This window comes from Pseudomonas sp. URIL14HWK12:I6 (genome assembly GCF_000514195.1).
In the GTDB taxonomy this organism is placed as follows: domain Bacteria; phylum Pseudomonadota; class Gammaproteobacteria; order Pseudomonadales; family Pseudomonadaceae; genus Aquipseudomonas; species Aquipseudomonas putida_A.
The window spans coordinates 45,588-57,966 of record NZ_KI911360.1; the positions used below are offsets into that span (position 1 = coordinate 45,588).

Consider the following 12,379-nt stretch of genomic DNA (forward strand, 5'->3'; position numbering starts at 1 on the left):
AAAAAGACCCGGCAAAAAGCCGGGTCAAAAACCGTGATTAGCCTGATGAGGAGATAGTCCAGAAGACCGACCTAAGGTCTCTGGTCCATCGACTGATCTCGCGACCAGCTGCTTGCAATAATAATCATTATCATTTGCAAGTCAAATGTTTTTATCTGCGCGATCGGAAAATTCTTTTCTGTCCGTCCGCTTCCCGTGTCCGTCAGAGCTGTTCGCCATCAATTGAATGGTCGACCATCGCCCGCGCCATATCCACCATATGCACCACCGAAAATGCCAGGTCGCGGCTCGCGCCCTGCAGGTTTTCTGCTGCCTTGAAGGCCGTGGCCGCTGCACAGCGCAACAGATCCGACGCGTGCACGAGGGCCTCTTCGCCGCTGAGATGGCGTTTTACATTGAAAAATCGCTCCTCGACCTCGGGTTCTGAAACAGCTGGTTTCAAGTAATAGTCCAGTGCTCGCTGCGCTGCCGCGTTGCCTTGAGGGGAGGTGAACGTGGTGTCCATTTGCAGATCGGGCAAGTCTTTGCTGCTGATATTCATGGTGAAGGGGCACTCCTTGTTCGATTGAAAGTCCGTGCTTCCAGCATAGTACGATGCGTAGTTGTGACGAGGATTTAAATACTACAATATGTGTTTTGCCGGCCGAAGGCGGGGCAAGTAAGGTGCCGCACATGGATAAATGGATTGAGTTGGTCAAGGCCAAGATGAGTGAACTCAAAATCACTCAAACAGAGCTCGGAGAGCGCGTCGGCATGTCCCAGGGCGGGATCGGCCATTGGCTGAACAAACGTCGCGAGCCGGGTATTACGGAAATGAACCGCGTATTGCAGGCGCTGGGGATGGACTTCCTTGAAGTGGTGCTGGTGATTCGCGAGCCGCAGGAGACCGACGATGACGAGATGCCGCTGGCGCAGAAGTACAACCCGTATTTCCGCTATCCGGTCAGCGATTGGCACACGCCGTGCGAATCGCGTGAGAGTGCAACCGCCGCTTACGCCCCGTCACATGACAAGCAGCGCTTCGAACTGACGGACTATCACGCCCGTGGCGCAGCGTTCTGGCTAACCGTGACGGGAAATTCGATGACCGCACCTTCAGGTCAGAGCATCGCCGAAGGCATGCTGATCCTGGTGGACCCGGAGGTGGAGGCGCTGCCCGGCAAACTGGTGATCGCCCAGTGGCAGGGCTGCGACGAAGCGATCTTCCGCAAGCTCGACGAAGAGGGCGGCCAGCGTTATCTGGTACCGCTCAATCCGACCTGGCCCAAAGCCCTGTTCACCGATGAGTGTCGAATCATCGGCGTGGTGGTTCAGGCCACGGCGCGTTTCTAGTCAGATCGATCCTCGCTCGGCGTAGGATCGATCTCCCATTTACTCGGCTTCCAGTTCCACCAAAGCGCTGCCTTCGCCGACCATTTCGCCTTCCTGGCAATACAGCGCTTTGATCACTCCCGCATGGGGCGCGCGAATGCTGTGCTCCATCTTCATCGCCTCCAGCACCACCAGTTGCGCACCGGCCTCGACCGATTGCCCGGCCTCCACCAACACCCGCACGATGCTGCCGTTCATAGGCGCAGTCAGACCGCCCTGATGGCTGTGGCTGGCGTCGACGGCGCTGATTGGGTCGAACATCTGAATACGCCGCAACTCGCCTTCCCATTGCAGGTACAGCGAATCGCCCTGACGAATGGCACGCAAGTTGCGACGTACGCCATCGTGCTCGACGACCAATGCTTCATCCGACAGTTTGGCGTTGTCGGTGCTGCCCAAGGTCAACGCCCGATCCTGACCTTCGCAGCTCAAGTGCAAGGTGACTTCCGCCGGCAACCCTGCGCGCAACCCGCTGTTCAACGCCCACGGCGAACCCAGGTCATCCGCCCGAACAGCGCCCGGCAGACTCTGCGCGAAAGCCTGCGCTGCGGTCTGCCAGAACTCATCGCTCAGCTCACCCGGAGCGGGCAGCAGCGTTTCCTGATAACGCGGAATAAACCCGGTATCCAGCTCCGCCGCAGCAAACGCGGGATGCGCGATGATCCGCCGCAGGAAGTTGATGTTGGTCTTCAAGCCGCCAATCGCGAACTCATCGAGCATGCTCAACAGCCGCAGGCGCGCCTGTTCGCGATCTTCGCCCCAGGCAATCAGCTTGCCGAGCATCGGGTCGTAGAACGGCGAAATTTCATCGTCTTCTGCAACCCCGCTATCCACCCGACGCCCCGGTCCGGCGGCCGATTCACGGTAAAGCTCCAGACGTCCGGTGGCGGGCAGGAAATCATTCGACGGATCTTCGGCATACAGGCGCACTTCAATCGCATGGCCATTGAGCGGCACCTGATCCTGGGTGATCGGCAGCGCTTCACCGCGCGCCACACGAATCTGCCACGCCACCAGATCTAGGCCAGTGATCGCTTCGGTGACCGGGTGCTCGACCTGCAAGCGCGTGTTCATCTCCATGAAGAAGAATTCGCCACGCGCATCGAGCAGAAACTCGACGGTGCCGGCACCGACGTAACCGATCGCCTGCGCCGAACGCACGGCCGCTTCGCCCATGGCGCGGCGCAGTTCCGGGGTCAGGCCCGGGGCCGGGGCTTCTTCGACGACCTTCTGGTGCCGGCGCTGGATCGAGCAATCACGCTCGTTGAGGTACAGGCAGTTGCCATGCTGATCGGCGAACACCTGAATTTCCACATGGCGTGGTTTGAGCAGGTATTTCTCCACCAGCATCCGCGAATCGCCGAACGACGACTGCGCCTCACGCTGCGCCGAGGCCAGCGCTTCGGCCAGTTGGCTGACGTCCTCAACCACTTTCATACCTTTGCCGCCGCCACCGGCCGTAGCCTTGAGCAGCACCGGATAGCCAATGCGTGCGCAGGCATCGCGGAAGGTTTCGAGATCCTGCGCCTCGCCGTGATAGCCCGGCACCAGCGGCACACCGGCGGTTTCCATCAGCGCCTTGGCTGCGGATTTGCTGCCCATCGCGTCGATGGCCGAAGCGGGCGGGCCGAGGAAAATCAGCCCGGCCTGTTCAATGGCACGGGCGAAGCCGGCATTCTCCGACAGGAAACCGTACCCCGGGTGAATCGCCTGCGCGCCGCTGGCCTTGGCCGCCGCGATCAGCTTGTCGATTTGCAGATAACTGTCGGCGGCTTTGCTGCCCCCGAGATCAACGCGGATATCCGCTTCGCGGCTGTGCCGCGCTTCGCGGTCGGTGGCGCTGTGCACGGCGACGGTGGTCAGGCCCAGCGCCTTGGCGGTACGCATGACCCGGCAAGCGATCTCGCCGCGGTTGGCCACCAGCAGGGTGGTGAGAACAGGTGCGCTCATCAACGCGGCTCCTTGGGGGTGGTTGCGGCTTGCCAGCTCGGTGCACGTTTTTGCAGGAAGGCGCGCAGGCCTTCCTGGCCTTCGGGGCTGACGCGGATGCGCGCGATGGCGTTTTCGGTGTAACGGCGCAGGGCCGGGGTCAGCGCGCCGTTGCCGACTTCGCGCAGCAGATCCTTGCTGGCGCGCATCGCGGCCGGACTGTTGAGCAGCAGGTTATCGATCCATTGTTCGACGGCTTGATCAAGCTCGGCGGCCGGGTAGCTCTCGGACAACAAACCGATTTCCCGCGCACGCTGCCCGCCGAAGCGCTCGGCGGTCAGCGCATAGCGACGTGCCGCACGTTCGCCGATGGCCTGCACCACGAACGGACTGATCACCGCCGGCGCCAGGCCGATGCGCACTTCCGACAGACAGAATTGCGCGTCATCGGCGCCGATTGCCATGTCGCAGCAACTGATCAGCCCCAGCGCGCCGCCGAACGCCGCGCCCTGCACCACGGCCACGGTCGGGATTTTCAGCTTGGCGAGGTTGTACATCAGCTCCGCCAGTTCGCGGGCATCGTCCAGGTTGGTGTGGTAATCGAGTTCGGCCGATTGCTGCATCCACGCCAGATCGGCGCCGGCGCTGAAATGCCTGCCACGCCCGCGCACCAACAGGAAACGCAGGCTGGCGTCGCTGGCAACCTTGTCCAATGCCAGAATCAGCTCGCGGATCATCTCGGCGTTGAACGCGTTGTTCTTTTCCGCACGGTTGAGCCACAGGGTGGCGAAACCCCGTGGATCGTTCTGCAGTTCAAGGGTGTTGAAATCGCTCATATTCATCCGTCTCCACGGTTTCTGTGGGAGCGGGCTTGCTCGCGAAGACGGTCTGTCAGTTGCGGATACGTTGACTGATACACCGCTTTCGCGAGCAAGCTCACTCCCACAAAAAAAGCATCACATCCGGAACACGCCGAAGCGGCTCGGTTCGATAGGCGCGTTCAACGACGCGGACAAGGCCAAGGCCAGCACATCGCGGGTCTGCGCCGGGTCGATGACGCCGTCGTCCCATAGGCGTGCGCTGGAGTAGTAGGGGTGACCCTGCTCTTCGTACTGGTCGAGGATCGGCTGTTTGATCTCGGCTTCCTGCGCGGCGCTGAAGGCTTGGCCGCTGCGTTCGGCCTGCTCGCGCTTGACCTGCACCAGCACGCCCGCCGCCTGCTCGGCACCCATCACGCCGATGCGCGCATTCGGCCACATCCACAGGAAGCGCGGATCGTAAGCGCGCCCGCACATGCCGTAGTTACCGGCGCCGAAACTGCCGCCGATGATTACGGTGAATTTCGGCACCTTGGCGCAGGCCACCGCCGTCACCAGTTTCGCGCCGTGCTTGGCGATGCCTCCGGCCTCGTACTTCTGGCCGACCATGAACCCGGTGATGTTCTGCAGGAACAGCAGCGGAATGCCGCGCTGGCAGGCCAGTTCGATAAAATGCGCGCCTTTTTGCGCGGCTTCGGCGAAGAGGATGCCGTTGTTGGCGAGGATCGCGATCGGGTAGCCATGCAGGTGCGCAAAACCGCAGACCAGCGTGGTGCCGAACAGCGCCTTGAATTCATCGAACACCGAACCGTCGACCAGCCGCGCAATCACTTCGCGCACGTCGAATGGCTGTTTGGCGTCGGCCGAAACCACGCCATATAACTCGTCGCTGGCGTACAGCGGCGCAATCGGCGTGCGCTGCTGCACTTCGCCGAGCTTGCGCCAGTTGAGGTTGGCGACGCTGCGGCGGGCGAGGGCGAGGGCGTGCTCGTCGCTCTCGGCGTAATGGTCGGCCACGCCGGAAATCTTGCAGTGCATATCCGCACCGCCCAAGTCCTCGGCGCTGACCACTTCACCGGTCGCGGCTTTCACCAGCGGTGGGCCGGCGAGGAAAATCGTTGCCTGATTGCGCACCATGATTGCTTCGTCAGCCATCGCCGGCACATAAGCGCCGCCCGCGGTGCACGAACCCATGACCACGGCGATCTGCGGAATGCCCATGGCGCTCATGTTGGCCTGGTTGAAGAAGATCCGGCCAAAGTGTTCGCGATCCGGGAACACTTCGTCCTGACGCGGCAGGTTGGCGCCGCCCGAGTCCACCAGATAGATGCACGGCAGGCGGTTCTGCTGGGCGATGGTCTGCGCGCGCAGGTGTTTTTTCACGGTCAGCGGGTAGTACGAGCCACCTTTCACTGTCGCGTCGTTGGCGACGATCATGCACTCGACGCCTTCGACCCGGCCGATCCCGGCAATCACCCCGGCGGCCGGTACGTCTTCGCCATACACGGCGTGTGCGGCGAGCTGGCTGATCTCGAGAAACGGCGAGCCCGGATCGAGCAGACGGTTGATGCGTTCGCGCGGGAGCAACTTGCCCCGCGAGGTGTGACGTTCCTGGGCTTTCGCGCCGCCACCCTGAGCCACGTGGGCAAGCAGGGTGTGCAGGGCGTCGACCTGTTCAAGCATCGCCGCGCTGTTGGCGGCGAACTCCGCTGAACGGGGATTGAGCTGAGTATGCAGGATAGCCATGTGCAGCTCCGTTTAGCGGGTTTCGTTGAACAGTTCGCGACCGATCAGCATGCGCCGGATCTCACTGGTACCCGCGCCGATCTCGTAGAGCTTGGCGTCACGCAGCAAGCGGCCCGCAGGGAATTCGTTGATGTAGCCGTTACCGCCAAGAATCTGGATGGCGTCGAGGGCCATTTGCGTGGCGCGTTCGGCGGTGTAGAGGATCACCCCGGCGGCGTCTTTGCGCGTGGTTTCGCCACGCTCGCAGGCCTGGGCCACTGCGTACAGGTAAGCGCGGCTGGCGTTGAGCTGGGTGTACATGTCGGCGACTTTGCCCTGGATCAGCTGGAATTCGCCGATGCTCTGGCCGAACTGCTTGCGATCGTGGATGTACGGCACGATCAGGTCCATGCACGACTGCATGATCCCGGTCGGGCCGCCGGACAGCACCACGCGTTCATAATCGAGGCCACTCATCAGCACTTTCACGCCGCCATTGAGCACGCCGAGGATATTTTCTTCTGGCACTTCGACGTCATCGAAGAACAGCTCGCAGGTGTTGGAACCGCGCATGCCGAGCTTGTCGAACTTGTTGCTGCGGCTGAAGCCTTTCCAGTCGCGCTCGACGATGAACGCGGTGATGCCGTGCGGGCCTTTTTCCAGGTCGGTCTTGGCGTAGATCACGTAGGTGTTGGCGTCAGGGCCGTTGGTGATCCAGGTCTTGCTGCCATTGAGCACGAAGCGGTCGCCGCGTTTGTCGGCGCGCAGTTTCATCGAAACCACGTCGGAGCCGGCGTTCGGCTCGCTCATGGCGAGTGCGCCGACGTGTTCGCCGCTGATCAGCTTCGGCAGGTATTTGGATTTCTGTTGGTGGTTACCGTTGCGGTTGATCTGGTTGACGCAGAGATTGGAGTGCGCGCCGTAGGACAGCGCCACGGAAGCCGAGCCGCGGCTGATTTCTTCCATCGCCACCACGTGCGCCAGGTAACCCAGACCCGCACCGCCGTACTCTTCCGGCACGGTGATGCCGAGCAGGCCCATGTCACCGAATTTGCGCCACATGTCGGCCGGGAACAGGTTGTCGCGGTCGATCTGCGCGGCGCGTGGGGCGATCTGATCGGCGACGAAGGACTGAACCTGATCGCGCAGCATGTCGATGGTTTCACCGAGGGCGAAGTTCAGGGATGGGTAGCTCATGGGTCACCTTTTGGCTTTTTTGTAGGGTGGGGAGGGCGGTCAATGGCTCTCACCTTTACGTTAACGTAAGCCTGCGATGGTTGGCTGTCAATCACCCTTTACGTTAACGTCAACTTGAGCGAGAGTAGGGGCAGTTCAGGATTGAAAACGGAGTGCTTTTGGTGGGAGCGGGCTTGTGTGGTGAGGGGATTTATCCCCGATGGTTGGCGAAGCCGACCCAAAACCTGTGAATGCGGTTCAACAGGAAAAACTGAGGGTGCGCTTCGCACACCATCGGGGATGAATCCCCTCGCCACAGTTGACTCCCGCCAAGAGCAAAATCCCGGTAAACCCACTAATAAAGACAATAGGGGTCATCATGGATCAACCCAGTGCAAACCCGCAGCGCAGCTACACCCGTGGCTCACAGGACAAAGCCTTGCTGGCGATGACCATCGGGCAGAAGTTTGATCAGACGGTTGCGCAACACCCGCACGGCGAGGCGCTGGTCGTAAGGCATCAGCAGTTGCGTTATACCTGGCAGCAACTGGCCGATAGCGTCGACCTGCACGCCAGAGCCTTGCTGGCGCTGGGTTTGCAGGCGGGAGATCGGCTCGGCATCTGGGCGCCGAACTGCGCGCAGTGGTGCATCACGCAAATCGCCACGGCGAAGATCGGCGTGATCCTGGTCAACATCAACCCGGCCTACCGCAGCTCCGAACTGGAATACGTGCTCAAGCAGTCCGGTTGCCAGTGGCTGGTGTGCGCCGGCGCTTTCAAGTCCTCCAACTACCACGCCATGCTGCAAGGGCTGGTACCGGAACTCGCCGAGCAATCCATCGGCCATTTGTGCAGCGAACGTCTGGCGGATTTGCGCGGGGTGATCAGCCTCGACGCACAGCCACCGTCGGGCTTCCTGCCGTGGTTGCAACTGGCCGATCTGGCGAGCAGTGTTTCGCCCGAACAACTGCGTGAACGCAGCGACAGCCTGCACTTCGATCAACCGGTGAACATCCAGTACACCTCCGGCACCACCGGTTTCCCCAAGGGCGCGACCCTCAGTCACTACAACATCCTCAACAACGGTTACATGGTCGGCGAAAGCATCGGCCTGACCCCGAGCGACCGCCTGGTGATCCCCGTGCCGCTGTATCACTGCTTCGGCATGGTCATGGGCAACCTCGGCTGCATCACCCACGCCAGCACCATGATTTATCCCAACGACGCGTTCGACCCGTTACTGACCCTGCAAACCGTCGCCGAAGAACAAGCCACCGGCCTCTATGGCGTGCCAACCATGTTCATCGCCATGCTCGATCAGCCGCAGCGGGCCGAGTTCGACCTGTCGACCCTGCGCACCGGGATCATGGCCGGCGCCACTTGCCCGATCGAAGTCATGCGCCGGGTCATCAGCGAGATGCACATGAGCGAAGTGCAGATTGCCTACGGCATGACCGAGACCAGTCCGGTGTCGCTGCAGACCGGACCCAACGATGAACTTGAACTGCGCGTCACCACCGTCGGCCGCACCCAGCCGCAACTGGAAAGCAAGATCATCGACGAGGCGGGCAACCTGGTGCCGCGCGGCACCATCGGTGAGCTGTGCACCCGGGGGTACAGCGTGATGCTCGGTTACTGGAACAACCCGCAAGCCACGGCCGAAGCCATCGACGAGGCCGGATGGATGCACACCGGCGATCTGGCGAGCATGAACGATGAGGGTTACGTGAACATCGCCGGGCGTAACAAGGACATGATCATTCGCGGCGGCGAGAACGTTTATCCGCGTGAGCTCGAAGAGTTTTTCTTCACCCACCCGGCGGTGGCGGACGTACAGGTGATCGGCATTCCGTGCTCGCGTTACGGCGAGGAGATTGTCGCCTGGATCAAATTCCATCCCGGCCACAGCGCCTCCGAACTGGAATTGCAAACCTGGTGCAAGGAGCGCATCGCGCACTTCAAGACGCCGCGTTACTTCAAGTTTGTGGAGGAGTTTCCGATGACTGTGACGGGCAAGATCCAGAAATTCAGGATGCGTGAAATCAGTATCGAGGAGCTCCGCGAAAAGCAGGCCTGACGAAGATCAAATGTGGGAGCGAGCCTGCTCGCGAATGCAGTGTGTCATTCAGCGCAGATGAGTCTGATACACCGCTTTCGCGAGCAGGCTCGCTCCCACAAGGGATGCGCAGTGAAAACAGGAATCACAGAAAGCACAAAGGGGAGCCGAAGCTCCCCTTTAATTTTGTCGTCGCGTGCTCTTTTTTTATTATTGAGGGGCGGTCTGTTGTTGTTTTTGGCAACCGTGGCCCTTTACCGCTGTTTTTGGCGACCCCCATCCGGGGTCAAGAGCAAACGTATTTTTTTGAGCGCTGATCTGCTTTCTCGTTAAACGATCCAACCGATTCGGGAGCTACCTGAAGGTAGTTTTATTGTTCTCTGCCCGGTTGCGGGTCACTCCTGAGAGCACCCTGAAAAGCACACCTTCTCCAAAAAAATCTGTTAGCTGCGTCTCTGCCGTGTTGTTTTTGTTATGTCAGAGTCGGTACGTCTTATTTTTATTGGTTTGCTGCTTTTTATTCTTGTTATGCCATAGAGATAGCAGAAGCCGTGCCAACTTTTTAAATCCCTTGTAAATCAATGAGTTGATATTTTTGAAGGATTTTTCCTTCAGGGCAAACCAGACAATTTGTTTCCGTGTTACTCGTCTACGCCCACGTTTCCGACGCAGCGGTAACACCTTCGCCCTCACTGGGCGTTACGGGCCTTGGCCACACGCGAACCGCTCGGGCGACCGAGCACCGCGCTGATCTGCTGACCCGCCGCAATCAAGGCGTCCAGGTCGATACCGGTCTCGATGCCCAGGCCGTTGAGCAGGTACACCACGTCTTCGGTGGCGACGTTACCGCTCGCGCCTTTGGCGTACGGGCAGCCGCCGAGGCCGGCGATAGAGCTGTCGAACACCGCGATGCCTTCCAGCAGGCTGGCATAGATGTTGGCCATCGCCTGGCCGTAGGTGTCGTGGAAGTGCCCGGCGAGTTTCTCCCGTGGCACCTGCGCCGACACCACTTCGAACAACCGCCGGGTCGCGCCGGCGGTGCCGGTGCCGATGGTGTCGCCAAGGGACACTTCGTAGCAGCCCATCGCATACAACTCGCGGGCGACCATCGCCACTTGTTCCGGTGCGACCTCGCCTTCATAAGGGCAACCGAGCACGCAGGACACGTAACCGCGCACGGTAACGCCGTGCTGTTTCGCGGCCTCCATGATCGGTGCGAAGCGCGCCAGACTTTCGCTGATCGAGCAATTGATGTTGCGCTGCGAGAACGCCTCGGACGCCGCAGCGAACACCGCGACCTCTTTCACACCGGCCGCCAGTGCATCTTCAAAACCGCGCAGGTTCGGCGCCAGTGCGCCGTAGGTCACGCCGGGTTTGCGCTGGATCTGCGCAAACACTTCGGCGGATCCGGCCATCTGCGGCACCCATTTCGGCGAGACAAAACTGCCGACTTCGATATAACCAAGGCCGGCGGCGCTCAGGGCGTCGACCAGTTGCACCTTGTCAGCCACGCTGATCGGTTGGGCTTCGTTCTGCAGGCCATCGCGCGGGCCGACTTCGATCAGGCGTACTTGGGAGGGGAGGGACATGGGGTTGACCTGCTCATTTTCGGAATTACATGAGGTCCCTGTGGGAGCGGGCTTGCTCGCGAAGGCGGTGTATCAGATACAAAATTTGTCGCCTGACACTCCGCCTTCGCGAGCAAGCCCGCTCCCACAGGGAATGAGTTGTGGCTGATTACTGCGCTATCTGCTGGCTCTTCAGCGTCTGCTCCAAAGCCTGCACGCAGCGTTCTTCAGCGGTATCGAGTTCCAGCTTCATCTGTTCGATGTCGAGCAACTGCTGCTCGAGCTGTTCGCGGCGCTCGCCGATTTTTGCCAGCATGCTGTTGAGCTGTTTGGTGTTACCGCTGGACGGGTCATAGAGCTCGATCAGCTCACGGCATTCGGCCAGGGAGAAACCGATGCGCTTGCCGCGCAGGATCAGCTTCAGGCTGACCTTGTCGCGCGGCGAGTAGATGCGTTCCTGGCCACGACGCTCGGGGCTGAGCAGGCCTTGTTCTTCATAAAAGCGGATCGCCCGGGTGGTGATGTCCAGCTCGCGGGCGAGGTCGGAAATGCTGTAGGTCTGGCTGCTCATGAAAGCGCTCGGAAAAAGGTCTTGGCGCTAAGCTAATGGCGAGTTGACGTTTACGTCAAGGTTCAAGATGTATGGTGTGAGGGATGGCCTCTTCGCGAGCAGGCTCGCTCCCACAGTTGATTGCATTTCATCTGAAGAAGCCCGATCGAATGTGGGAGCGAGCCTGCTCGCGAAGAACGATAACGCGGTTGCCAGCCTTACACTTTGTCCAGCTTCTTCTCCTGCGCCGCCACCTGCTGGCACAACTCGATGATCTGCTCGCGCATCCAGCGATTGGCCGGGTCCTGGTCGGTGCTTTCATGCCAATACAGGTGAGTCTCCAGCGGCGGCACGTCGTTGACCGGCAGGTTGAACGCGTGCAAGTCATTACGCCGGGCAAAGCGCTCGGGCACCGTCATCACCATGTCGGTCTGCTGCATGACCTGCGACGCCATCAGATAATGCTGCGAGCGCAGGGCGATCTTGCGTTGAATGCCCATTTTGCCCAGCGCCAGATCCACATAGCCCAGCCCGCTACGGCGACTGGAGATATGGATGTGGGTCAGCGACAGATAGTCATCCAGCGACAGTTTCTCCTTGCCCGCCAGCGGATGCCCCTTGCGCATCGCACAGACGTAACGGTCTTCCATCAGCTTGACGTGGCGCACCTGCGGGTCGGTGTTGAGCGGGGCATCGACGGCAAAATCCAGGCGTCCGGCCGCCAGTTCCTTGGTGGTTTCGCGGCGTTTGGACAGGAAACTTTCAATGATCACCGTCGGCGCCAGACGCCGCAAACGCTGGAACAGCGGCGGCAGAATCACCGCCTCAGTGAGGTCGGTCATGCTGATGCGGTAAGTCTTCACCGCCTGCGCCGGGTTGAAAATCCGGCTCTCCTGCACTGACACCCGCAGCAGCGACAGCGCGTTGCGCACCGGGCCGATGATGTTCTGCGCCATCGGCGTCGGCACCATGCCCTGGGCGGTGCGCACGAACAGTGGATCGTTGAAGGTCTCGCGCAACCGCGCCAGCGCGTTGGACACCGCCGGCTGGGTAATCCCGACAATCTGCCCGGCGCGGGTCAGGTTGGCTTCGGTGTAAATCGCGTCGAAGACGATGAAAAGGTTGAGGTCGACCTTACTCAGATTCATAACGCGGCTTCTCTTGTTCTGTGGGCTGACGATCAGCG

At 60.7% G+C, this 12,379-nt stretch carries 10 protein-coding genes; 2 read left to right on the forward strand and 8 right to left on the reverse strand.

What is annotated here, in order from left to right:
* Positions 1 to 202: 202 nt before the first annotated feature.
* Positions 203 to 541 (reverse strand): DUF3077 domain-containing protein, encoded by a 339-nt coding sequence (locus H043_RS0128265; RefSeq protein WP_027614617.1) that lies wholly within the window; start codon positions 539 to 541, stop codon positions 203 to 205.
* Positions 542 to 672: 131 nt separating this feature from the next.
* Between H043_RS0128265 and H043_RS0128270 the strand changes: the two genes are divergently transcribed.
* Positions 673 to 1,332 carry a LexA family transcriptional regulator gene (locus tag H043_RS0128270; RefSeq protein WP_027614618.1) on the forward strand — a complete coding sequence of 220 codons (660 nt, stop codon included), beginning with the start codon at positions 673 to 675 and terminating at the stop codon, positions 1,330 to 1,332.
* A 39-nt stretch (positions 1,333 to 1,371) separates the two neighbouring features.
* Here the strand turns inward: H043_RS0128270 and H043_RS0128275 are convergent, their stop codons facing one another.
* The 4 genes from H043_RS0128275 to H043_RS0128290 all read right to left on the reverse strand — a co-directional run bounded on the left by H043_RS0128275 (position 1,372) and on the right by H043_RS0128290 (position 7,040).
* Entirely contained in the window at positions 1,372 to 3,321 is a 1,950-nt protein-coding gene (locus H043_RS0128275) for an acetyl/propionyl/methylcrotonyl-CoA carboxylase subunit alpha (RefSeq protein WP_027614619.1), read from the reverse strand.
* A complete protein-coding gene (locus H043_RS0128280) occupies positions 3,321 to 4,136 on the reverse strand; it encodes a gamma-carboxygeranoyl-CoA hydratase (RefSeq protein WP_027614620.1) in 816 nt (271 codons plus the stop codon). The genes H043_RS0128275 and H043_RS0128280 overlap by 1 nt, the downstream gene beginning before the upstream one ends.
* A 120-nt stretch (positions 4,137 to 4,256) precedes the next feature.
* Positions 4,257 to 5,864, reverse strand: a complete 1,608-nt coding sequence (locus H043_RS0128285; protein WP_027614621.1) for a carboxyl transferase domain-containing protein — start codon at positions 5,862 to 5,864, stop codon at positions 4,257 to 4,259.
* A gap of 12 nt (positions 5,865 to 5,876) precedes the next feature.
* On the reverse strand, positions 5,877 to 7,040 hold the full coding sequence (locus H043_RS0128290) for an isovaleryl-CoA dehydrogenase (protein ID WP_027614622.1): 1,164 nt from the start codon (positions 7,038 to 7,040) through the stop codon (positions 5,877 to 5,879).
* A gap of 358 nt (positions 7,041 to 7,398) precedes the next feature.
* On the opposite strand from H043_RS0128290, the gene H043_RS0128295 reads away from it, so the two are divergent.
* The gene (locus tag H043_RS0128295) at positions 7,399 to 9,096 is read left to right on the forward strand and encodes an AMP-binding protein (RefSeq protein ID WP_027614623.1); all 1,698 of its coding nucleotides are present in this window, start codon (positions 7,399 to 7,401) and stop codon (positions 9,094 to 9,096) included.
* Between the two features lie 668 nt (positions 9,097 to 9,764).
* Here H043_RS0128295 and H043_RS0128300 read toward each other — a convergent pair.
* The 3 genes from H043_RS0128300 to H043_RS0128310 form a co-directional block, all read right to left on the reverse strand.
* On the reverse strand, positions 9,765 to 10,664 hold the full coding sequence (locus H043_RS0128300) for a hydroxymethylglutaryl-CoA lyase (RefSeq protein WP_027614624.1): 900 nt from the start codon (positions 10,662 to 10,664) through the stop codon (positions 9,765 to 9,767).
* 148 nt (positions 10,665 to 10,812) lie between these two features.
* Positions 10,813 to 11,214, reverse strand: coding sequence for a MerR family DNA-binding transcriptional regulator (locus tag H043_RS0128305; RefSeq protein WP_027614625.1), 402 nt, complete (start codon positions 11,212 to 11,214; stop codon positions 10,813 to 10,815).
* A 197-nt stretch (positions 11,215 to 11,411) separates the two neighbouring features.
* Complete coding sequence (locus tag H043_RS0128310; protein WP_027614626.1) at positions 11,412 to 12,341, reverse strand: LysR family transcriptional regulator; 930 nt, start codon at positions 12,339 to 12,341, stop codon at positions 11,412 to 11,414.
* Positions 12,342 to 12,379: the final 38 nt, after the last annotated feature.